The 20,971-nt window shown below is 58.8% G+C and carries 21 protein-coding genes; 13 read left to right on the top strand and 8 right to left on the bottom strand.

What is annotated here, in order from left to right:
• Positions 1-53 precede the first annotated feature (53 nt).
• From RRU01S_RS06990 to RRU01S_RS07005, 4 genes are read left to right on the top strand one after another with little or no spacing between them, the layout of a single operon-like run.
• The gene (locus RRU01S_RS06990) at positions 54-995 is read left to right on the top strand and encodes an ABC transporter permease (RefSeq protein WP_045229483.1); all 942 of its coding nucleotides are present in this window, start codon (positions 54-56) and stop codon (positions 993-995) included.
• Between the two features lie 13 nt (positions 996-1,008).
• Complete coding sequence (locus tag RRU01S_RS06995; protein WP_045229484.1) at positions 1,009-1,887, top strand: ABC transporter permease; 879 nt, start codon at positions 1,009-1,011, stop codon at positions 1,885-1,887.
• A 1-nt stretch (position 1,888) separates the two neighbouring features.
• On the top strand, positions 1,889-3,094 hold the full coding sequence (locus RRU01S_RS07000; protein WP_045229485.1) for an amidohydrolase/deacetylase family metallohydrolase: 1,206 nt from the start codon (positions 1,889-1,891) through the stop codon (positions 3,092-3,094).
• A gap of 12 nt (positions 3,095-3,106) precedes the next feature.
• Positions 3,107-3,637, top strand: coding sequence for a RidA family protein (locus RRU01S_RS07005; protein WP_081880011.1), 531 nt, complete (start codon positions 3,107-3,109; stop codon positions 3,635-3,637).
• An 8-nt stretch (positions 3,638-3,645) separates the two neighbouring features.
• Here RRU01S_RS07005 and RRU01S_RS07010 read toward each other — a convergent pair whose 3' ends face one another.
• Positions 3,646-4,455: an IclR family transcriptional regulator gene (locus tag RRU01S_RS07010; RefSeq protein ID WP_234936105.1), complete on the bottom strand. Its 810-nt coding sequence runs from the start codon at positions 4,453-4,455 to the stop codon at positions 3,646-3,648.
• 127 nt (positions 4,456-4,582) lie between these two features.
• On the opposite strand from RRU01S_RS07010, the gene RRU01S_RS07015 reads away from it, so the two are divergent.
• From RRU01S_RS07015 to RRU01S_RS07030, 4 genes are all read left to right on the top strand, one after another.
• Positions 4,583-5,779 carry an aminotransferase class V-fold PLP-dependent enzyme gene (locus RRU01S_RS07015; protein ID WP_045229488.1) on the top strand — a complete coding sequence of 399 codons (1,197 nt, stop codon included), beginning with the start codon at positions 4,583-4,585 and terminating at the stop codon, positions 5,777-5,779.
• 60 nt (positions 5,780-5,839) lie between these two features.
• On the top strand, positions 5,840-7,663 hold the full coding sequence (locus tag RRU01S_RS07020) for an ABC transporter ATP-binding protein (RefSeq protein ID WP_108722580.1): 1,824 nt from the start codon (positions 5,840-5,842) through the stop codon (positions 7,661-7,663).
• A gap of 196 nt (positions 7,664-7,859) precedes the next feature.
• Positions 7,860-8,864 (top strand): L,D-transpeptidase family protein, encoded by a 1,005-nt coding sequence (locus RRU01S_RS07025; protein WP_165572213.1) that lies wholly within the window; start codon positions 7,860-7,862, stop codon positions 8,862-8,864.
• 29 nt (positions 8,865-8,893) lie between these two features.
• On the top strand, positions 8,894-9,649 hold the full coding sequence (locus RRU01S_RS07030; RefSeq protein WP_045229491.1) for a L,D-transpeptidase: 756 nt from the start codon (positions 8,894-8,896) through the stop codon (positions 9,647-9,649).
• 11 nt (positions 9,650-9,660) lie between these two features.
• On the opposite strand, the gene RRU01S_RS07035 is transcribed toward RRU01S_RS07030, so the two are convergent.
• From RRU01S_RS07035 to RRU01S_RS25780, 6 genes are all read right to left on the bottom strand, one after another.
• A complete protein-coding gene (locus tag RRU01S_RS07035; RefSeq protein ID WP_045229492.1) occupies positions 9,661-10,701 on the bottom strand; it encodes a sensor histidine kinase in 1,041 nt (346 codons plus the stop codon).
• A 7-nt stretch (positions 10,702-10,708) separates the two neighbouring features.
• The gene (locus RRU01S_RS07040) at positions 10,709-11,146 is read right to left on the bottom strand and encodes a response regulator (protein ID WP_045229493.1); all 438 of its coding nucleotides are present in this window, start codon (positions 11,144-11,146) and stop codon (positions 10,709-10,711) included.
• Positions 11,143-12,597 carry a sensor histidine kinase gene (locus RRU01S_RS07045; protein WP_045229671.1) on the bottom strand — a complete coding sequence of 485 codons (1,455 nt, stop codon included), beginning with the start codon at positions 12,595-12,597 and terminating at the stop codon, positions 11,143-11,145. The genes RRU01S_RS07040 and RRU01S_RS07045 overlap by 4 nt, the downstream gene beginning before the upstream one ends.
• A gap of 230 nt (positions 12,598-12,827) precedes the next feature.
• On the bottom strand, positions 12,828-13,781 hold the full coding sequence (locus RRU01S_RS07050) for an acetyl-CoA carboxylase carboxyltransferase subunit alpha (protein WP_045229494.1): 954 nt from the start codon (positions 13,779-13,781) through the stop codon (positions 12,828-12,830).
• 63 nt (positions 13,782-13,844) lie between these two features.
• Positions 13,845-14,798, bottom strand: a complete 954-nt coding sequence (locus tag RRU01S_RS07055; RefSeq protein ID WP_045229495.1) for a site-specific tyrosine recombinase XerD — start codon at positions 14,796-14,798, stop codon at positions 13,845-13,847.
• Positions 14,799-14,818: 20 nt separating this feature from the next.
• Positions 14,819-14,971 carry a hypothetical protein gene (locus RRU01S_RS25780; RefSeq protein WP_045229496.1) on the bottom strand — a complete coding sequence of 51 codons (153 nt, stop codon included), beginning with the start codon at positions 14,969-14,971 and terminating at the stop codon, positions 14,819-14,821.
• Between the two features lie 171 nt (positions 14,972-15,142).
• Here RRU01S_RS25780 and RRU01S_RS07065 point away from each other — a divergent pair, with 171 nt between their 5' ends.
• Together RRU01S_RS07065 and aroB are read left to right on the top strand one after the other, a co-directional pair.
• Positions 15,143-15,733, top strand: coding sequence for a shikimate kinase (locus RRU01S_RS07065; protein ID WP_045229497.1), 591 nt, complete (start codon positions 15,143-15,145; stop codon positions 15,731-15,733).
• A gap of 12 nt (positions 15,734-15,745) precedes the next feature.
• Positions 15,746-16,879, top strand: coding sequence for a 3-dehydroquinate synthase (aroB, locus tag RRU01S_RS07070; protein WP_045229498.1), 1,134 nt, complete (start codon positions 15,746-15,748; stop codon positions 16,877-16,879).
• A gap of 6 nt (positions 16,880-16,885) precedes the next feature.
• Here aroB and RRU01S_RS07075 read toward each other — a convergent pair whose 3' ends face one another.
• Positions 16,886-17,167, bottom strand: a complete 282-nt coding sequence (locus RRU01S_RS07075; RefSeq protein WP_045229499.1) for a BolA family protein — start codon at positions 17,165-17,167, stop codon at positions 16,886-16,888.
• A gap of 113 nt (positions 17,168-17,280) precedes the next feature.
• Between RRU01S_RS07075 and RRU01S_RS07080 the strand changes: the two genes are divergently transcribed.
• The 3 genes from RRU01S_RS07080 (at position 17,281) to cobT (ending at position 20,955) form a co-directional block, all read left to right on the top strand.
• On the top strand, positions 17,281-17,898 hold the full coding sequence (locus tag RRU01S_RS07080) for a J domain-containing protein (protein WP_045229500.1): 618 nt from the start codon (positions 17,281-17,283) through the stop codon (positions 17,896-17,898).
• Positions 17,899-17,962: 64 nt separating this feature from the next.
• Positions 17,963-18,952, top strand: a complete 990-nt coding sequence (cobS, locus tag RRU01S_RS07085; protein WP_045229501.1) for a cobaltochelatase subunit CobS — start codon at positions 17,963-17,965, stop codon at positions 18,950-18,952.
• 98 nt (positions 18,953-19,050) lie between these two features.
• Positions 19,051-20,955: a cobaltochelatase subunit CobT gene (gene cobT / locus RRU01S_RS07090; RefSeq protein WP_045229502.1), complete on the top strand. Its 1,905-nt coding sequence runs from the start codon at positions 19,051-19,053 to the stop codon at positions 20,953-20,955.
• The last annotated feature ends 16 nt before the right edge of the window (positions 20,956-20,971 follow it).

The following is a 20,971-nucleotide window of genomic DNA, read 5'->3' on the forward strand; positions in this document are numbered from 1 at the left end:
GGCGGCATCCGGCTTCGAAAGCGTTCCTTTCTGGAGCATGGAAAGAGAAATAGATGATCCGTTACATTCTTCAGCGCCTGTTCGGCATGATCGTCGTGATGTTCCTCGTCTTGACAATCGTCTTCGTCATCGTGCGCGTAACCCCTGGCGACCCTGCCGCCGTCATGCTGGGGCCGGATGCCTCCGCTCAGGACATTGCCGATCTACGCATGCGGCTGGGGCTCGATCAATCACTTGTCGTGCAATATCTGCTCTATCTCGGCCAGATGCTGAAGGGTGATCTCGGACAATCCATTTTTCTCAACATGCCCGTTACTTCAGCGCTGCTGGATCGTGCCGAGCCCACCTTTTTCCTGACGATCTTTTCGCTCGCTATCGCCACCATCATCGCGCTGCCCATCGGCATTTACGCCGCCTATCGCCGTGGCTCCTTCGTCGATCAGGCCGCGACGACCATAGCCATGTTGGCTGCGAGCATTCCCAGTTTCTGGCTTGGCCTCATTCTCATGCAGTTTTTCGCGGTCCGGCTGAACATCTTCCCCGTTTCGGGCTATGGCGGGCCGGGCGCCAGCTTCGCGGAGCGGATGTATCATCTGACGCTTCCTGCCTTCGCACTCGGTATCGTCTCCTCCGCCTTGATCCTGCGCTTTACTCGCGCCTCCATGCTCGATGTTCTGGGTGACGATTACATCCGCACGGCGCGCGCCAAAGGTTTGATCGAACGGCGCGTCATTCTCAAACATGCACTGAAAAACGCGTTGATCCCGATCCTCACGGTTATCGGTCTCACCGCCGCTGTGCTGATCTCCGGTGCGGTCGTCACCGAAACCGTGTTCGGTCTGCCGGGTGTGGGCAGTCTGGTGGTGTCAGCCGTGCTGCGACGGGATTATCCGGTCATCCAAGGGGCGCTGCTGGTGATCGCTGCGCTCTATGTCCTCATCAATTTCGCAATCGATATGCTGTATCTGGCGATCGATCCGCGTGTTCGTTATTAAGGGGGCGCGACAGATGGTCGATATTGCAGCAACACCCGCGCAGCCCGACGCCAGCGAAGGCTCGAAGTTCGTTCGCCGGTTCTTGAAGCGCAAGACTGTGGCCTTCGGCCTTATCATTTTGGTGGTCTTCGTCCTGCTGGCGGCGCTCGCCCCATGGATTGCACCTTACTCGCCATCCAAACTGTCCATCGTCAACCGGCTGAAGCCGCCAAGCGAGATGTTCTGGTTCGGAACCGATGAGTTCGGTCGTGACGTTTTCTCGCGCACGATCTACTCAGCGCGCCTGTCTCTTCTAATCGGCGCATCCGTCGTCGTCCTGTCGGCGGCAATTGGGGTAACGCTTGGGTTGCTGGCAGGTTTCTTCCAGCGGCTCGATACGCCGATTGCCCGGCTGATCGACGCGATGATGGCGTTTCCCGATATTCTGCTGGCCATCGCGCTGGTGGCGGCCCTCGGACCCTCCTTGACGACCGTCATCATCGCGCTATCGATTGTCTACGCGCCGCGTCTGGCCCGTATCGTTCGTGCCTCGACACTGGTGATCCGTGAATTGCCCTATGTGGAAGCCGCACAGGCGCTGGGCATCTCGACATTCCACATTATGACGCGGCACGTGCTGCGCAATCTGCTCTCACCGATCCTCGTGCAGGCAACATTCCTGTTCGCCAGCGCCATGCTGGCCGAGGCGGGCCTGTCGTTTCTGGGACTGGGTGTCAGCCCCGAAATTCCAACCTGGGGAACCATGATCGCCGCTGGCCGCCAATATATCGGGCAGGCCGACTGGATGACCTATTTCCCCGGCTTTGCCATCATTCTTTCCGTGCTGTCGCTGCAAATGGTGGGCGACGGATTGCGAGACATGCTCGATCCAAGACTGCGAAGGGATTTGTAATATGACCGGCGAAACTGTAAAGCCGCTCCTCCTCACCAACGTCAAGCCGATGGCATTCGGTGAAACCGCACACTCAGGCGCGACCGATATTCTAGTCGGTGCAGACGGCAAGATCGCCGCCATCGGCCAGTCCATAGACGCGCCTGCCGATGCCACCCGCATCGACGGCAAAGGCGCCTGGGTTTCTCCCGGCTGGGTCGATCTGCACGTTCACATCTGGCACGGCGGCACCGATATCTCCATCCGTCCATCCGAATGCGGTGCGGAACGTGGCGTCACCACGCTGGTTGATGCAGGTTCTGCCGGTGAAGCCAATTTTCATGGCTTCCGCGAATATATCATCGAACCCTCCAAGGAGCGCATCAAAGCGTTTCTGAACCTCGGTTCCATCGGTCTCGTTGCCTGTAATCGCGTGGCGGAATTGCGCGATATCAGAGACATCGACCTTGATCGCATTCTGGAATGCTACGCCGAAAACAGCGAGCATATCGTCGGCCTGAAGGTGCGCGCCAGCCACGTCATCACCGGGTCTTGGGGCGTGACGCCGGTCAAGCTCGGCAAGAAGATCGCCAAAATCCTCAAAATACCGATGATGGTGCATGTCGGTGAGCCGCCTGCGCTCTATGACGAAGTGCTGGAAATCCTCGGTCCCGGCGATGTCGTCACCCACTGCTTCAACGGCAAGGCTGGCTCGTCCATTATGGAAGACGAAGACCTCTTCAATCTGGCCGAACGCTGTGCGTCCGAAGGTGTGCGGCTCGATATCGGCCACGGCGGTGCATCCTTTTCGTTCAAGGTTGCGGAAGCGGCCATTGCCCGTGGTCTGCTGCCGCATTCGATCTCGACCGATTTGCACGGCCATTCCATGAACTTCCCGGTGTGGGATCTGGCAACGACGATGTCGAAGCTAATGTCTGTCGGCATGCCCTTCGACAAGGTTGTCAACGCGGTGACCCATGCGCCGGCAGAGGTCATCAAGCTCGACATGCAAAACCGCCTATCGGTCGGTGCGCGCGCCGATTTCACGATCTTCGATGTCATCGATTGCGATCTCGAAGCGACCGATTCCAACGGCGATGTCTCGCAGCTGAAGCAATTGTTCGAGCCGCGATATGCGGTGATCGGTGCGGAAGCGACCGTCGCCAGCCGCTACATTCCCCGCGCCCGCAAACTGGTTCGCCACAGCCACGGTTATTCCTACCGCTGAGTGCTGCCAGACATGAAGAGTATTTTGCATGACACAGGAGTTTGCGTGACCCAGTCCCCGATCAAGTCAGAAGCGAAGGCGCAAACGCCTTATGACCGGCTTGCCGCGCTCGGCATCGAACTGCCGCCACCAGCACCTCCCATTGCCAACTTCGTGACGCATGTCATCGAAGGCAATATGCTCTACCTGTCGGGCCAAGGTCCGCGCGAGGCGAGTGGTTTCCTGCACACCGGAAAGGTCGGCACGGATGTTTCGTCTGACAAAGCCTATTCCGATGCGCGGTTGACCGGCATCAACTTGCTGTCCGTCATGCATGATGCGTTGGGTGATCTCTCCCGCGTTAGGCGCGTCGTGAAACTGCTCGGCATGGTCAATGCCGCGCCTGATTTTCTGGACCATCCGCTGGTGATCAACGGCTGTTCAGATCTTTTCAACGCTGTCTTCGGTGAGGCAGGCCAGCATGCCCGCTCCGCCGTCGGCTTCGGTTCGCTTCCCGGCAATATCACGGTCGAGATCGAAGCGATCGTCGCGTTGCACGCTTAGGGAGACGGTCAGTGGTTACGCCAGCCCATCAGCTTTTCGATACGAGCGGCAGACGCCTTGACGCGGTCGGCATAGCCGGACTTGTCGGCAACGATCTTCTGCTCGGGAAGCACGATGGAAATCGTCGCCACGCAGTCTCCCCTGCTGTCGACAATCGGCGAAGCAATACAGGCAACGGAATAATCGGACTCACCCGCCTGTATCGACAACCGCTCCTCGAACGCCTTGCGGGCCGCATCCGACAGGGATGCCGCATCGATCGTCGCGCGACCGGTGGGAGAGATGCGGGCGCCGCGTTTGAACAGGTCGATGCGCTCTGCCTCGGGCATATGGCCGACAAGCAGGCGACCGGACGCCGTCCAGTTCAGTGGCACGCGGGTACCGACGCGGGACGCGACCTGAAAATGGCTCGGGCCCTCGGCCATGGCCAACACCAGCATATGCTCGGCATCGCGACCGCAAACCTGAACGGTCTCACCGGCTTCGCGGCAAAGATCGTGCATCTCATGGGTGGCCACGCTCATGAAATCGAGCGAGCGGGCGTAGGCAAGGCCATAATGATAGAGGCGAGCGCCGAGCCAGATCATGCCATCGGCATTGCGGGCCAGCATGTTCTTTTCCACGAGGTCATCGATGATGACGTAGACGGTAGACAGCGGCGCCTTGACTGCCTTGGCAATCGCATAGGCGCCGGCGGGCGCGCCTGTCTCGTAGAGATAATCGATCACCTGCAAGGCTCTGTCGATGCCGCTGACCCGCGACCGACGCGCTTTGCCCTCGGTTTCCACCGCAGGAAGATCGTCGGAGGCAACGTCCAATGATGTGTTCAAACCCAAGACAACGCTCCCGCACGTTAAAGAACCTATTGCATTACTATGGCATAGGCCTGTGCAGGGCAACCCAAATCAGAACCGGAAGCGCCGGTTCCCAGACTGGAGAATGATAATGTCCGACGATATCAGAACAAAGCTCGGCCTTCGCCCGGTCATCAATGTCTCAGGCACAATGACCAGCCTTGGGGCATCCATCGTCGTGCCGGAAGCGGTTGCCGCCATGGCAGCGATCCTGCCGCAATTCGTCGAAATCAACGATCTTCAACGCAAGGCAAGTGCCATCATCGCGCGCCTGACAGGTGCCGAAGCCGGGTTCGTGACGGCGTCTTGCTCCTCCGGCATCAGCCTTGCAGTTGCGGGTACCATTACCGGCCCAGACCTTTTGGCGATCGAGAGACTTCCCGAAACCACGACGCCGAAGAACGAGGTTCTCATTCAGATGGGCCATGTGGTGAGCTACGGCGCTCCGGTCGATCAGTCCATTCGCCTTGCGGGTGGCAAGGTGGTGATGATCGGGCAGGCAACATCCACGCACCGCTATCACATGGAAAACGCCATTACGGAAAACACGGCAGCTGCCGTCTACGTCGTCTCCCACCATGTCGTGAATTACGGCCTGCTCCACCTCAAGGAGTTCGTGGAAATCGCTCACGCCAAGGGCGTGCCGGTCATCGTCGATGCGGCTTCCGAATATGATCTCAAGCTCTTCATCGAGCAGGGTGCAGATATCGCGCTTTACTCCGGCCACAAGTTTCTGGGCGGGCCGACATCGGGCATCGTTGCAGGTAAAAAGGAGCTTGTTCGCAATGCCTTCCTGCAAAACATGGGTGTTGGCCGTGGGATGAAGGTCGGCAAGGAAAGCATCTACGGCGTTATGGCCGCCCTTGAGGCCTGGGAAAAGCGCGACCATGCGGGCGTCCGCGAACGCGAAACTAGCTATCTGAACCTGTGGGCACAGACACTGGCGAACCGCCCAGGCGTCACAGCTCTGATTGAACCCGATCCGACCAACAACCCGCTGGACCGCATGCGCGTGATCATCTCCGCGCAGGAAGCCCACATCACCGCCTGGGATCTGGCCGCTGCACTGCGCTCCGGCCCGCAGCCGATCATCGTGCGCGATCATGAGGTCGAGCATCACTACTTCTACCTCGACCCCTGTAACCTGCACCCCGGTCAGGAAACTGTCGTCGCATCGCGGCTAGCCGAGGAACTGGACAAGGCCCGCGCCTCCAACGAAATCATCGCGACCCCCTTCGAGGATCTGAGCCGTCACCGCTTTAACGGCACACTACGCTGGCCGGACTAAAACCGGCCACCCTCAGACAAAAACAAGGGAACGATCATGAACACGCCAAACACCCAGACCATGCCCTTCGCGTCAGCAGCCAACGACCCGGTCCTGTCGGTTGAAAAGCTGCGGACGTCGTTCGTGGTCGATGGCAAGTGGAAGCCGGTCGTTCGCGATATCTCCTTTGCGGTTGGACCCGGTGAAACGGTTGCTATCGTCGGGGAGAGCGGCTCGGGCAAATCGGTCACCTCCTTGTCGATCATGCGGCTGTTACAGCCAGACACCAGCCGCATCGAAGGCAAGGTCATGCTCGGAGGTCGCAACCTGCTCGCATTACCCGAACACGAAATGCGGAAGGTGCGCGGCAATGATGTCGCCATGATCTTTCAGGAGCCGATGACGAGCCTTAATCCGCTTTTCACCATCGGTGACCAGATTTCCGAGGCTTTGCTATGCCATTCGCCGATGAGCAAACGCGAGGCCAAGGCCGAAACCATCCGCATTCTCGAAAAGGTGCGGATACCCTCTGCCGCTTCGCGCTTCGATGAGTACCCGCACCGCTTTTCCGGCGGCATGCGTCAACGCGTGATGATTGCCATGGCATTGGCGACAAAGCCTAAGCTGCTGATCGCCGACGAACCGACGACTGCTCTCGACGTGACCATCCAGGGCCAGATTCTTGATCTCATCAAGACGTTGCAGGAGGAAGAGGGCACCTCCGTTCTGTTCATTACTCACGATATGGGCGTGGTCGCGGAAATCGCGGATAGAACCGTCGTCATGTATCAGGGCGAGCAGGTGGAAACCGGCGCGACGACGGACATCTTCCACCGCGGCCAGCATCCTTATACGCGCGCGCTGCTATCAGCAGTGCCGGTGCTGGGTTCGATGCAGGATTATCAAAGGCCTCGGCGCTTTCCGGTCGTCAATGTGTTGACGGGCGAATCCGATGTTCCCGTGGAGGTTAGTGATACGGTGGCCAAGGGGCAACCGGTGTTGCAGGTTAAAAACCTTACCAAGCGCTTCGATATCCACTCCGGCCTGTTCGGCACAGTCACGGGCCGCGTGCATGCAGTGGAAAATGTCTCGTTCGATCTCTACGCTGGCGAAACGCTGTCTCTGGTCGGCGAATCCGGTTGCGGCAAGTCCACCACCGGTCGCGCCATCATGCGGCTGATCGAACCCGGCAGCGGCTCGGTTCTCGTTGAAGGGCGAGACGTGCTCAAGCTGGACAAAAAAGACATGCGTGAGATGCGCAAGTCCGTGCAGATGATCTTTCAGGACCCCTTCGCCTCTCTGAACCCCCGCATGACCGTGGGCGCCGCCATCGCCGAACCTTTCCTCGAACACAAGATGGGCGACAAAAAGCAGGCGAAGGACGTCGTTGCCGACATGCTGAAGAAGGTCGGGCTGACGCCCGACATGGCCAAACGCTACCCGCATGAATTTTCCGGCGGCCAGCGACAACGTGTCTGCATTGCCCGTGCACTGGCGCTGAAACCGAAGGTCATTGTTGCGGACGAAAGCGTTTCGGCGCTGGATGTGTCGATCAAGGCGCAGGTCATCAATCTGATGCTGGATTTGCAGCAAAGCCTGGATTTGGCATTCCTATTTATCAGCCACGACATGGCGGTGGTGGAGCGGGTCAGCCACCGGGTGGCTGTCATGTATCTGGGCGAGATCGTGGAAATCGGACCACGCGCGGCGGTATTCGGCAATCCGCAACATGCCTACACGAAACGTCTCATGTCAGCGGTGCCCGTGCCGGACCCGGATCGTCGCAGGCTCAAAAGTGCCGCCGCCATCGAGGAATTGAAAAGCCCGATCCGTCCCGTAGATTACCAAGTCCAGCCCGCACGTTTCCGCGAAGTATCGAGCGGTCATCTTGTCGCTCAAGCCTGACAGGTAACGGCGTCACGGTCTTGTGTTCCTACGGTTAACGAAACCGTAACGCAAATTCACGAAGCTTTGTGTTTCGGTGCGGTTGCCGTCATGCGGTCAACTTCTTTATGTACGGGTTTGCTGAACAAGGCGGGCAAGGCATTTTATGGCATATTCAGATCTTCTAGGGTTCGTACCCGTGAGGCTGCGGAAATTCATGAATTCATCCATGCGGGTGGCGGCAGTGGCAGCGCTTTGCGGCGCGCTGGCGGCCTGCACATCCATGGGCATCGATACCGCCTCCAAGGAGCCGCCGAAGCTGTCGTCCAAAGTTGCCGCATCCATGGCATCCAAGGGAATGAAGCCTGAAAGCCCCGTGCTCGTTCGCATCTTCAAGCAGGAAAGCGAACTCGAAGTCTGGAAGGTTGATAAATCCGGCAGCTACGCGCTGTTCAAGTCGTACCCCATGTGCCGCTGGTCGGGGAAACTCGGCCCAAAGACCAAGAGCGGCGACAGACAGGCGCCGGAAGGTTTTTATCACGTCTCGGCCGGCATGTTGAACCCGAACTCGCAATATTACGTGTCCTTCAATTTGGGCTATCCGAACCGCCTGGAATCCGCATTGGGTTACACCGGTGAAGCATTGATGGTGCACGGCGCCTGCTCCTCGTCGGGCTGCTACGCCATGACCGATCAGCAGATCGGCGAAATCTACGCGATTGTCGATCGGGCGCTCAAAGGCGGCCAGAACCAGTTCCAGGTCCAAGCCTATCCGTTCCGCATGACGGCCAAGAACATGGCATCTTATAAGGACGATCCGAACTTCCCGTTCTGGAAGACTTTGAAGGAAGGCTATGACAGTTTCGAACTGACCAGACGTCAGCCGAAAGTCTCGGTCTGTGGTCGCCGCTATGTCTTCAACAGCGAGTTTTCCGGTGGCGAACCCAGCGATCCGCTCGCAACGTGCCCTGCTGTCGTCAACCAGCCGGAACCGGCGGTTGCCGCCAAGCTCAGCGCCGAGAACCAAAAGCTTGCCGCAGCGCTCAGCCAGGGAACCTCCAGCGCTGTCAACTCTTATGTCGATGGCGGAATGCACCCCAGCTTCCGCGCCCTGTTGAAAAACAATGGCGCAAAGAGCATGGCGGAGAAGGTGTCCGGCACGAAATACCCTATCAGCCGCCCCGAAGCGGCCCTCGCAGACCCGTTTGCGGGCTCGCGATAACATATATCTGACAAGGATACCGATTGAAAATGGACTCTACGACGCGCAGGTCTTTCCTCTTGGGTACCGGAGGTTTGGCCATGACGGCGCTTGCCGGGTGTAACACCACGCCGCGCGAGGTGACACAGCGCAATGTTCGTCCCGTCGCCGATCCTTTCTACGCGGAAATCTATGGTCCAAAGCCGGATGAGCAGTTCCCGCTTCCCGCCATACCCTACGAGAAAATCGACCCGCGCTTTTATCGCCAGATGGTGGACAACCCAACGGGCGAACGCCCCGGCACGATCGTGGTCGATACCGCCAACCATTTCCTTTATCTCACCTATGAAGGCAATCAGGCCATGCGTTACGGCGTTGGCCTGGGCCGCGCCGGTTTCGAATGGGCGGGCAGGGGCGTCATCCAGTACAAGCGCCAATGGCCGCGCTGGACCCCGCCGGACGAGATGGTTGCACGCCAGCCGGAGCTAGCGCCCTACAGTTCCGCCAATGGCGGCATGGAGCCCGGTCTCAAGAACCCGCTCGGTGCGCGTGCGCTTTATATCTTCAAGGATGGCCAGGACACGATCTATCGTCTGCACGGCTCGCCGGAGTGGTGGAGCATCGGCAAGTCGGTGTCGTCGGGTTGCGTGCGCCTGATGAACCAGGACATCGTCGATCTCTACAATCGCGTCCCAGATGGCACGCCGATTGTCGTGATGTCGGGTGCAGGCGCATCGCAATCTGTGGCCGTTGCACCAGGTCTGGCACCCATGGGGGACCAGCCCTACCCGGACCCGTATTATTGAGCGCAAACGCTCTAATGGGAGGGAATGTTTCCTTCCCATTCGACGCAAACGGATGCGCCCTGGGATGATTCGGTCGGAAACTGGGTGAGCTTTGCCTTGAGGCTCTGCGCCATGGCTGTGATCAGCCGGGTACCAAGGCCGGTGCCCTTAGGCGGGTTGGCGCTGTCCATGCCGATGCCGTCGTCTTCGACCACAAGGCGCACGAGGCTTCCGTCCGTTTTCAGCAGAATACGGATTTCGCCGACGCCATCGGGATAGGCATATTTCAAAGCATTCGTGGTCAATTCGGTCACGATAACACCCAGCGCCACGGCCTGATCGGGCGACGCCTTGACCGGGTCCATATGTGTTGCGATCTGGATTTTTTCGCTGTCGCGGGCCGATTTGGCAAGATCTTGGATAATCGATGACAGATACGAGTCGAGCTCGACCTCGCCGACATTGTAGGCCGTGTAGAGACTGCGATGCACACCGGCGATGGCGGAAATGCGGCTCTGCGTTTCCAGAAGTGCAGTACGGGCCTCAGCCGTCGTCACGGCGTTCAACTGCATCCGGATCATGGCCGACACCAGCGACAGACTGTTGGCGATCCGGTGGTTCATTTCCTTGGAAATAAGCTCGGCGCGCTCTTTAGCCTGAACCAATTGCCGTTCCGCCTCTTCCTTTTCCCGACGAAGCTGGAAGTTGTCCAGCGCGTGGTGAATGGAATTCAGCAGAAGCGGAAAGAAATCGTCGGCAACATTCTTGATGACGTAGTCGGCGGCACCCGCTTTCAGGGCATCGATGGCAATCTGGGCTTCGCTGGCACCGGTGACGTAGAGAACCGGGATATCCCGGCATGCCTCGCCAATCGCCGCCAGAAACTGAAGGCCAGTACCATTCTGGAAATAATGGTCCAGAACCACGGCATCGAAGCTGCCTGCACGGAACTCTTCAAGTCCGGCAGCAACGGAGGATGCATGAATAACGTTTATGTCATGCCGACCCAGCACGCGTTGTGCGAGCTTTGCAAGGGTAGGGTCGTCATCGACATAGAGTATTCTTAAAGTCATTAAGCGTTCACGGGACCTGAATTACGGAAAAGAACAGACCGAGATTTCTGATGGCGGTTGCAAACCCCTCATAGTCCACCGGCTTGGTGATATAGACATTCGCGCCGAGATCATAGCACTTCTGAATCTCGGTTTCGTCATCCGTCGTCGTCAATACCACAACCGGAAGGCGTTTGGTGTATTCGTTGCTCTTGATCTGTTCGAGAATCTTGATTCCCGATGTGTCGGGCAAGTTCAGGTCGAGGAGAATGAGCAGATAGCGGTCCTTGCTGACGAGACCGTCTCGTTCCGGGCCGAGGATGAAATCCAGTGCCTTGTGACCAAGGGTAAAGGGCACGATCTCGTTGTTGACGCCGGCACGGCGCACATTCTTTTCGATAAGGCGCGCATGGCCCTCATCGTCCTCGATCATCACGATCGTGACTTCCTGTCCGGTTGCTTTCATATGTCGTTCCCTCGCGTTATTTTTCTAAGATCGGTCGGCAATGTCAGGTGAAACGTGCTTCCCTTGCCGAGCTCGGACGCGACCGTGATGTCTCCACCCAAATTTCTGATCAGCGAGCGCACATGGGCAAGTCCGATGCCTTCACCCTGCTGGTCCTGTATGCCCGCACGGCGGAAGAGTTCGAAAACGCGTTCCAGATCGTCTTCGGCAATGCCGCGACCATTGTCGCTCACATCGATGCGTACGGTACCGCGCCCTTGCGGCAGAATACGGGCGGTCAATTCCAGGGGGCGTCCGGGCATCTGGTACTTGACGGCATTATCGAAGAGATTACCGAGGATTTGGTCGATCGAAATCCTGTCGGTGACGACGGTAAAGCTCTGTACGTCGACATCGATCTTGCCACCGACGGCGCTGACCTGATGCTGCACACTGGCGCCCGCCGTGAGCAGCAGGTCCTTCAAATCCACTTTTTCAGCCTGCAGCTTCCGGCGGCCATCGCGCGAAATCTTCAAAATGGCGTTGATCAGCTGGTCCATCTTGCGGGTGGAGGAGCGGATGAAGCGCATGGCTTCCGGCAAATCCTCTTCCACGGCCAGCCTTGCATCGCGCACGTCGTTTTCGGACAGGGGCTTGCCGTCTGCCAGAACGAAGGCCTGGACGGGCTTCAAAGACGTATCGAATTCCGACAGGAAGCCCATGATGTTGACCAGAGGTGCGCGCAGATCGTGGGTCACGATATAGGCGAATTTCTGGATTTCCTGGTTGGCACGCACAAGGTCTCTGGTGCGCTCGTCGACGCGTTCTTCCAGACCTCTGTTCAGCTCGTCTACCTCTTCGCGCGACCGCATGAGTTCACGGATATATTTGGAGATGAGAGCAAGCGCTCCACCCAGCACGGCCAGGATGGCGACAGCACCGACGATGGTCACCCAGCGCAGATTTTCCGCAGCGGCCAGTTGATCGGCAACGATGATGCGCAGCCGATTGTCGGCTGTTTCCTGGAAGCGCCCAAGCGTGGCCCTGATATCGCGCATATAGGCAAGACCGGTGTCGCTGCGCACCAAGTCGATGGCCTCAGACGTCTTGTTTTCGTTCATCAGCTGAACGGCGCGTCCGATTTCGGCCATCTTGGCGTCGAGGTTGGATTGAAGCGCGGGGAGGTCGTTAAGATATTCGCGCCTGTCGCCGATACGCTCAACCAGCCGCTGGCGTTTTTCGTCCAGGGTTTTCAACGCGTCCTGATAGGGAGCAAGGTAGCGCTCGTCACCCGTCAGCAGGTAGCCACGCTGGCCCGTTTCGGCGTCCTGTATCGTGGTCAGCACGTCTAGAATAGCAGCACGCACCCGGCGCAGATCGGCGGTTTCCTGCGAGTATTTGTTGTTCGCCTGCACAAGCCACAGCGACGTCCCGACCATGCCGAGAAGCAGTGCGATCCCCAACCCGAACATGATCATTGTTCGCTGAACGAACGCAGATAGTTTTGCCACCCCAAACCCCGTAGCTTTTAAGTTGGTTCGTAAGTAATCCAGCGGATATGCCATATGCAAGGCGTTGCCGCATTAATGGTTAAGTTGTTCACTTTTATCGAACAACGCGCTGGTGCGAGGCTGAACGGATACACAAAAAAGCCCACCGCGGTTATCGCTGGTGGGCTTTTTTCGTCAGGCGCAGGTCCTGTTTAGAGGTTGCGGCCGATATCGAGGAATTTCTGGCGACGCTCGGCGCGAAGCTGGCTGCCGGAGAGAGGTGTCAGGTCCGCCAGCGCCGCCTCGATCGTCTTGCCGGTCGCTTCGATCACCGTTGCGGGGTCACGATGGGCGCCTCCCAGCGGCTCGGGAATGATGGAATCGATCACGCCAAGCGACTTCAGATCTTCTGATGTGATTTTCATATTGGTGGCCGCTTCCTTGGCACGCGTCGAATCACGCCACAAAATGGAAGCCGCACCTTCCGGCGAGATGACCGAATAAATGGCGTGCTCGAGCATATGAACGCGGTTGCCGGTGGCAATGGCGATTGCCCCACCCGAACCGCCTTCGCCGATCACCACCGAGACGATCGGAACTTTTGCATTCAGACACATTTCGGTCGAGCGGGCGATGGCTTCCGCCTGGCCGCGCTCTTCCGCACCAACGCCGGGATAGGCGCCTGCGGTATCGATCAGGGTGATCACCGGCAGCGAGAAACGGTCAGCCAGTTCCAGCACGCGGATCGCCTTGCGGTATCCTTCGGGGCGTGGGCTACCGAAATTGTGCTTCAGGCGCGATTTGGTGTCGTTCCCCTTTTCCTGTCCGATGATCGCAACCGGCCGGCCATTGAAACGGCCAAGGCCTGCCTGGATTGCTGCATCCTCGGCAAATTTGCGGTCACCGGCCAGCGGCGTGAAGTCGGTGAACAGTGCCTTGGCATAATCGACGAAATGCGGGCGCTGCGGATGGCGTGCGACCTGCGTTTTCTGCCAGGCGTTCAGCTTGGAGTAGATGTCCAGCATCGCGTCCCGGACGCGCGATTCCAGGCGCGAAATCTCCTCCGACGTATCTATGCTCTCGTCTTCGGCTGCGAGTTTCTTCAACTCCAGAATTTTGCCTTCAAGGTCCGAGATAGGTTTTTCGAAGTCGAGGTAGCTGTGCATGAGATCCGTTTCCGATCGTTTTGCGCAAGGTTTGACCGGGTGGTCCCGGCGGTTCCGGTCGCTCTATTCAAGGTTTTTGGCCTGTTTGGCAAGAGGGTGGTGCGTTTGTACCAGCTCTTGCAGCCTTTCTTCCAGCACATGCGTATAGATTTGTGTCGTGGAAATGTCCGAATGGCCCAGCAATTCCTGCACGGCGCGAAGGTCTGCGCCGTTCTGCAGCAGGTGACTGGCAAAGGCGTGCCGCATGACGTGCGGCGAGATGGCAGAGGGCGACAACCCGGCCCGGATGGCGATGTCCTTCAGATCACGCGCAAACACCTGCCGCGGCAGATGGCCTTGCTTGCCGTTCGATGGAAACAGCCACGGGCTTTCCGGCTTTCCCTCCACTTTGGGTGCCAGCAGCTTGCGGGCGCGGTCATAGCTGTCCATCGCTTCCATCGCCGTGCGTGACAGCAGAACCATCCGGTCCTTGTTGCCCTTGCCACGGATCATCAGAAACCGTCCCTCATGGCGCAGCACGGCCGCGGGCAGCGAAACGAGTTCGCTCACGCGCATGCCCGTGGCATAGAGAAGCTCCAGCAAAAGATGCATGCGGATGCGTGACAGCTGCCCGGCGCCTTCCGTCTGCGCTTCCTTTTGCGCCTGCGCAAGAAGGGCCGAGACATCGGCAACGCTCATGATCTTGGGAAGCGAAAGACCCTTCTTGGGCGAGTCCAGAATGCTCGTCGGGTCGTCTCCCCGCAGCGCTTCCGAATACAGAAACTTGTAGAATTGCCGCAGACAGGACAAACGCCGCGCCTGCGACGAGGCGGCAAAGCCCTGCGCTGAGAGATGGCCGAGATAGGCGGAGATATCCGATGTCGTCGCGTCCGCGACAGGCGTGTTTCTGGCCCTTAGAAATTCCCTGAGATCGTTGAGATCGCGGTCATAGGACGTCAGCGTGTTGAGTGCCGCGCCACGTTCGGCGCTCATCATCTCCAGAAAACTCTCCAGCCGTGCCGTATCCTGTCCAGCCATTCAGGCGCGCTTTCTTTCGGTCATGGCGTGGGCGGGTTCAGCTTTTCGGAGGGTATGCGCACCGTCACCTCGCGCTCCCTTGGCTGCACCAGCATCACCAGCGAAATCATGCTGCCATAGATGATGCCCGCGATGGCAGCCAGGACGAAGATGAAACGTAAAAGGGTTGGCATGGATACTCCGGGCAGGTCTCGTACACTATATGAGAGGCGGCTCGATCAACGACAAGGCCAGTGTCTTGATCGTGAAATGCGTCTCCAAAGCGATTCTCTTTCTATAAGGCGCAATTAGGCTTGACGCTTGGTAAACATTTGCAGATACCGATGCCAAACGGGCCATCATTCATGAGCGAAACCAGCACAACGACTCACTCTGGTTTGGGTGAAAAAACTATCGGTGAAAGAGCCCGGGCGAAGCTTGGAAGACGCAACGTGATTTTCGTCGGCCTGATGGGCGCTGGCAAATCCGCAATCGGCAGGCTTGTCGCGCAACAGCTAAGAATTCCCTTTGTCGATACCGACGCCGAAATCGAACGCGTGTCGCGCATGACCATTTCCGAACTGTTCGCATCCTATGGCGAAGACGAATTCCGCGCACTGGAAATGCGGGTCATCAAGCGGTTGCTGCGTGGCGGGCCGAAGGTCGTCTCGACAGGCGGCGGCGCTTTCGTCAATGATAACACCCGCAGGCACATCAAGCGCGGCGGCATTTCCATGTGGCTCAAGGCCGATCTGGAGGTTCTGTGGGAGCGGGTCAGCAAACGCGAGCACCGCCCGCTTTTGAAGACCGAAAACCCAAAAGCCACTTTACTGGCACTCATGGAACGACGCTATCCGATCTACCAGGAAGCCGACATAACCATCGAATCGCGGGATGTCCGCAAGGAAATCATCGTGAAAGAAGTGCTGGAAGCCATCGCCAGTACGGAACAATAAGGCCTGATCCCCATGACATCTCCCGACATGTCCACCGACGAACGCCTCGTTCACGTGCCGCTGGGCGAACGTGCCTACGATATTCTGATCGGACCGGGTCTGGTGGCGCGTGCTGGTGGCGAGATTTCATCCCGCCTCAAGGGCAAGCGCGCCGCCATCATCACCGATGAGCATGTCGCCCCGCTCTATCTCGAAGCGCTGGTGGATGGGTTGCAGACCGATGGCATCGAGGCGGTGTCGCTGACGCTGCCCGCTGGGGAAAAGACCAAGAGTTTCGACCATCTGATGACGGTCTGCGACACGGTGCTGTCGGCGCGCATCGAACGTAACGATGCCGTGATCGCACTCGGCGGCGGCGTCATCGGCGATCTCGCGGGCTTTGCTGCCGGCATCGTTCGTCGCGGCGTGCGCTTCGTGCAAATCCCCACGTCACTTCTGGCGCAAGTGGATTCGTCCGTCGGCGGCAAGACGGGCATCAACACACGCCACGGCAAAAACCTCGTCGGTGTCTTTCACCAGCCCGATCTGGTGCTGGCCGATACGGCGGTCCTCGACACGCTGAGCCCACGCGAATTTCGTGCCGGTTATGCCGAAGTCGTCAAATATGGCCTCATCGACAAGCCGGAGTTTTTTGCCTGGCTGGAAAAAAGCTGGGAAGATGTCCTGAAGGGCGGCCCCGCGCGCATTCAGGCGATTGCGACGAGCTGCCAGGCCAAGGCCGATGTGGTCGTGGCCGACGAGAAGGAAAACGGCGTCCGCGCCCTTCTCAATCTCGGCCACACCTTCGGCCACGCGTTGGAAGCTGCGACAGACTATGACAGCAAACGCCTCGTCCACGGCGAGGGCGTCGCCATCGGCATGGTGCTGGCGCATCAGTTTTCGGCTCGTCTCAACCTGGCAAGCCCTGACGATGCGGCCCGCGTCGAAGCGCATTTGAAGGCCGTTGGTCTGCCGACGACGATGAAGGATATTCCCGGAGAACTGCCGCCGGTGGAAACGCTGATGGCGGCCATTGCGCAGGACAAGAAGGTCAAGGGCGGCAAGCTCACCTTCATCCTTACCCATGGCATCGGCCAATCCTTTGTGGCCGACGATGTCGCGGCGTCCGAAGTGCAGTCCTTCCTGAGCGAAAAGCACCCCGGCTGAGCAGTTTTAGAACCGGGTCGTTTCGCCCGGCGCTGCCACGTCTATCGCCAGCGCATGCAGGCCCGCGTCGAGTTCCGGCTTCAACAGTGCGTTGATGGCGCGGTGGCGGTCCACCCGTGACTTGCCGGAGAAGCTGTCGGACACGATCTGAACCCGCATATGCGTTTCGCCGGTGCCGGTCATATCCGGCTGGTGACCCGCATGCAGGTGACTTTCATCGATCACATTCAGCCGGACTGGCGAAAACGTCTCGTTGAGCTTGTTTTCTATGCGCTCTCGCAGGGCCATCTGTTCGGTCTCCAAATCAGTATTGCGTGTCGAAGGGGCTCTCTAGAAGCCTGCAACATTCCACTTTGTCAATTCTTGTTTGGCGCGCTTTCGCGCCCCATAATTAGGATACCATGAAACTGGATTCGAAATACTTCGACCGCATTCGCACACGCCGCAGACGGGATCCGGAGCCTGAAATCAAGGCGCCGACCTGTCAGTGGGATGGGTGTGCCAAGCCGGGCGTTCACCGCGCTCCCGTCGGCCGCAATGCCGAGGGGCAATTCTTCATGTTCTGTTTCGAGCATGTGAAGGACTACAACAAGGGCTACAACTACTTTTCCGGGCTCTCCGACAACGAGATTGCCCGCTACCAGAAAGAGGCCATAACCGGCCACCGCCCCACCTGGACCGTCGGCGTCAACAAGACAGCCAGCGACAGCCCTTTGCATTCGACGCTTCGCTCGGGCGCGGCGAATGCGCGCATTCGCGATCCTTTCGGCTTTGCCGGGCAGGGGCGCTCGGGCGGCCCGCGTTATCAGCAGGCCCGCAAGCTCAAGACACTGGAGCAGAAGGCCTTCGATACGCTGGGATTGACCGTCAACGCAACGCAAGAACAGATCAAACGCAGCTATAAGGACCTTGTCAAAAAGCATCATCCTGATGCTAATGGTGGTGATCGCGGATCGGAAGAGCGTTTTCGGGCTGTTATTCAAGCCTACCAATTGTTAAAGCAATCCGGTTTCTGCTAAGCCCTTTCCTGTGACCGCCTGATAGATATGTGGCCGGGTGGCTGCTACCCGCCTTGGAGACGTTATGAGCAAAATTGACCTGGATATTACCAACCTGCCGGATACCACCGTTTCCGTGCGTGATGTTTTCGGTATCGACACGGATTTGCGCGTGCCCGCCTATTCGAAGGGCGACGCATATGTGCCGGACCTAGACCCGGATTACCTTTTTGACCGCGATACGACGCTCGCCATTCTCGCGGGCTTCGCGCACAATCGCCGCGTCATGGTCTCCGGTTTCCACGGCACCGGTAAATCCACCCATATCGAGCAGGTCGCTGCCCGCCTCAACTGGCCGTGCGTTCGCGTCAATCTCGATAGCCATGTCAGCCGTATCGACCTCGTCGGCAAGGACGCCATCGTTCTGAAAGACGGCAAGCAGGTCACCGAATTCAAGGACGGCATTCTGCCCTGGGCCTACCAGCACAATGTCGCGCTGGTGTTCGACGAATACGATGCAGGTCGCCCGGATGTGATGTTCGTCATTCAGCGTGTGCTGGAATCGTCTGGTCGCCTGACACTGCTCGACCAGAGCCGGGTTATCCGCCCGCACCCTGCATTCCGCATTTTCGCGACCGCCAACACGGTGGGTCTCGGTGATACGACCGGTCTTTACCACGGCACGCAGCAGATCAACCAGGCACAGATGGACCGGTGGTCGGTTGTGACGACGCTGAACTATCTGCCGCACGAGCAGGAAGTGGCCATCGTCGTTGCCAAGGTCAAAAGTCTCGACAACGCCAAGGGTCGCGAAACCGCGTCCAAGATGGTGCGCGTTGCCGACCTCACCCGCGCCGCCTTCGTCAATGGCGATCTGTCCACGGTCATGAGCCCGCGTACCGTCATCACCTGGGCTGAAAACGCCGATATCTTCGGCGATGTCGCCTTTGCCTTCCGCGTCACCTTCCTCAACAAGTGCGATGAGCTGGAGCGGACGCTGGTGGCCGAGCATTATCAGCGCGCATTCGGCGTCGAGTTGAAGGAAAGCGCTGCGAACATCGTTCTCAGCGCATGATATTCCCCGGCTTTTCCGGATGATATCACCCATGAGTTGAAGACGTCACCCTGCCATTTCGTTGGAGGGGTGACGTCCTGGAATCGACAGGAAAGACAATGGCAGGCCGTGGCGACAATGTGAGACCCAAATCCGGAATGATGATCGATGCAGAACCGCTGCGTCAGGCCATTACGGGATGCGTGCGCTCGATTGCGGGCGATGCGGAAGTCGAAGTCACCTTCGCCAATGAGCGACCGGGTCTTGCCGGTGAGCGCATGCGCCTGCCGGAAATCTCCAAGAAGCCGACTGCCCAGGAAATCGCGATTACCCGTGGTCTCGGTGACTCCATGGCGTTGCGCATTGCCTGCCACGATAGCGACGTTCACGCCACCATGGCCCCGCAGGGGCCAGATGCGCGGCTGATCTTCGATGCGGTGGAACAGGCACGTGTCGAATCCATCGGCGCGCGGCGCATGCCCGGCATGGCCGCGAATATGCGCGCCATGAACACAGAGAAATACGCCAAGGCCAATTTCGTCAATATCAACACCCAGGAAGACGCGCCGCTGGCCGAAGCCATCGCCATGATGGTGCGCGAGCGGCTGACCGGGGAAAAGCCGCCGGAAAGCGCCGGCAAGGTGCTGGATCTGTGGCGCTCCTTCATCGAAGACAAGGCCTCCGCCGACCTTCAGGATTTGTCGAAGGTCGTTGAAGACCAGAAGGCGTTTTCGAAACTCATCCGCAAAATGCTGACCTCCATGCAGATGGCGGAAGATTTCGGCGACGAAGAAGATCAGCCCGAAAGCCAGGAAACGGAATCCGAGGAAGACCAGCCCGCTAGCAATGAAACGCAGGACGAGCAGGTCGAAGAAGAAGCCGGTTCCGATGCCGCCCCCGCCGAAGAGAGCGAAGCCTCTCAGGAGCAGATGGAAGACGGCGAAATGGATGGCGCTGAGATGTCGGAGGACGAAATGTCCGACGATCTCGATGAGGATTCCGAGACACCCGGCGAAACCCGCCGCCCCAACAGCCCCTTCGACGATTTCAACGAGAAGGTCGATTACCGCATCTTCACGGAGGAATTCGACGAGGAAATTTCCGCAGAAGAACTCTGCGATGAGGCCGAGCTGGATCGCCTTCGCGCCTTCCTCGACAAGCAGCTTGCGCATTTGCAGGGTGCGGTCGGTCGCTTGGCCAACCGCCTGCAACGCCGCCTCATGGCGCAGCAGAACCGTTCCTGGGATTTCGATCTGGAAGAGGGCTACCTCGATCCGGCACGTCTTGTCCGTCTGGTGATCGACCCGATGCAGCCGCTGTCCTTCAAGAAGGAACGCGATACCAAGTTCCGCGATACGGTCGTGTCGCTGGTCATCGACAATTCCGGCTCCATGCGTGGCCGCCCGATCACCGTTGCCGCTACCTGCGCCGATATTCTCGCACGGACGCTGGAGCGTTCGGGCGTCAAGGTCGAAATTCTCGGCTTCACCACCAAGGCCTGGAAGGGCGGACAATCGCGTGAGCAGTGGCTGGCCGGTGGCAAGCCGCCATCTCCCGGTCGCCTCAATGATCTCCGCCACATCGTCTACAAATCCGCAGATGCGCCATGGCGTCGTGCACGTCGCAATCTCGGCCTGATGATGCGTGAAGGCCTGCTGAAGGAAAACATCGATGGCGAAGCTCTGATGTGGGCGCATAATCGCCTCATCAATCGCCCCGAACAGCGCAAGATCATGATGATGATCTCTGACGGCGCGCCGGTGGATGATTCCACCTTGTCGGTCAATCCGGGCAACTATCTCGAGCGCCACCTGCGCGCCGTCATCGAGCAGATCGAGACGCGCTCATCCGTGGAACTGCTGGCCATCGGTATCGGCCATGATGTCACCCGATACTACCGCCGTGCCGTCACCATCGTGGATGCGGACGAATTGGCGGGCGCGATGACAGAACAGCTCGCCGCCCTGTTTGAAGACACCAGCACCGCACCGCGCCGGTCCGGCAGGATGCGCCGTGCAGGGTAAGCTGCGCGGCAGACGC

It is taken from the genome of Agrobacterium rubi TR3 = NBRC 13261 (assembly GCF_000739935.1).
GTDB classification, from domain to species: Bacteria; Pseudomonadota; Alphaproteobacteria; order Rhizobiales; family Rhizobiaceae; genus Agrobacterium; species Agrobacterium rubi.

Bases quoted from the DNA above. Each gene is read 5' to 3' on its own strand.
- RRU01S_RS06990 (WP_045229483.1), top strand. From the start codon at position 54: ATGATCCGTTACATTCTTCAGCGCCTGTTCGGCATGATCGTCGTGATG.
- RRU01S_RS06995 (WP_045229484.1), top strand. From the start codon at position 1,009: ATGGTCGATATTGCAGCAACACCCGCGCAGCCCGACGCCAGCGAAGGC.
- RRU01S_RS07000 (WP_045229485.1), top strand. From the start codon at position 1,889: ATGACCGGCGAAACTGTAAAGCCGCTCCTCCTCACCAACGTCAAGCCG.
- RRU01S_RS07005 (WP_081880011.1), top strand. From the start codon at position 3,107: ATGAAGAGTATTTTGCATGACACAGGAGTTTGCGTGACCCAGTCCCCG.
- RRU01S_RS07015 (WP_045229488.1), top strand. From the start codon at position 4,583: ATGTCCGACGATATCAGAACAAAGCTCGGCCTTCGCCCGGTCATCAAT.
- RRU01S_RS07020 (WP_108722580.1), top strand. From the start codon at position 5,840: ATGCCCTTCGCGTCAGCAGCCAACGACCCGGTCCTGTCGGTTGAAAAG.
- RRU01S_RS07025 (WP_165572213.1), top strand. From the start codon at position 7,860: ATGAATTCATCCATGCGGGTGGCGGCAGTGGCAGCGCTTTGCGGCGCG.
- RRU01S_RS07030 (WP_045229491.1), top strand. From the start codon at position 8,894: ATGGACTCTACGACGCGCAGGTCTTTCCTCTTGGGTACCGGAGGTTTG.
- RRU01S_RS07035 (WP_045229492.1), bottom strand. From the start codon at position 10,701: ATGACTTTAAGAATACTCTATGTCGATGACGACCCTACCCTTGCAAAG.
- RRU01S_RS07040 (WP_045229493.1), bottom strand. From the start codon at position 11,146: ATGAAAGCAACCGGACAGGAAGTCACGATCGTGATGATCGAGGACGAT.
- RRU01S_RS07045 (WP_045229671.1), bottom strand. From the start codon at position 12,597: ATGTTCGGGTTGGGGATCGCACTGCTTCTCGGCATGGTCGGGACGTCG.
- RRU01S_RS07050 (WP_045229494.1), bottom strand. From the start codon at position 13,781: ATGCACAGCTACCTCGACTTCGAAAAACCTATCTCGGACCTTGAAGGC.
- RRU01S_RS07055 (WP_045229495.1), bottom strand. From the start codon at position 14,798: ATGGCTGGACAGGATACGGCACGGCTGGAGAGTTTTCTGGAGATGATG.
- RRU01S_RS25780 (WP_045229496.1), bottom strand. From the start codon at position 14,971: ATGCCAACCCTTTTACGTTTCATCTTCGTCCTGGCTGCCATCGCGGGC.
- RRU01S_RS07065 (WP_045229497.1), top strand. From the start codon at position 15,143: ATGAGCGAAACCAGCACAACGACTCACTCTGGTTTGGGTGAAAAAACT.
- aroB (WP_045229498.1), top strand. From the start codon at position 15,746: ATGACATCTCCCGACATGTCCACCGACGAACGCCTCGTTCACGTGCCG.
- RRU01S_RS07075 (WP_045229499.1), bottom strand. From the start codon at position 17,167: ATGGCCCTGCGAGAGCGCATAGAAAACAAGCTCAACGAGACGTTTTCG.
- RRU01S_RS07080 (WP_045229500.1), top strand. From the start codon at position 17,281: ATGAAACTGGATTCGAAATACTTCGACCGCATTCGCACACGCCGCAGA.
- cobS (WP_045229501.1), top strand. From the start codon at position 17,963: ATGAGCAAAATTGACCTGGATATTACCAACCTGCCGGATACCACCGTT.
- cobT (WP_045229502.1), top strand. From the start codon at position 19,051: ATGGCAGGCCGTGGCGACAATGTGAGACCCAAATCCGGAATGATGATC.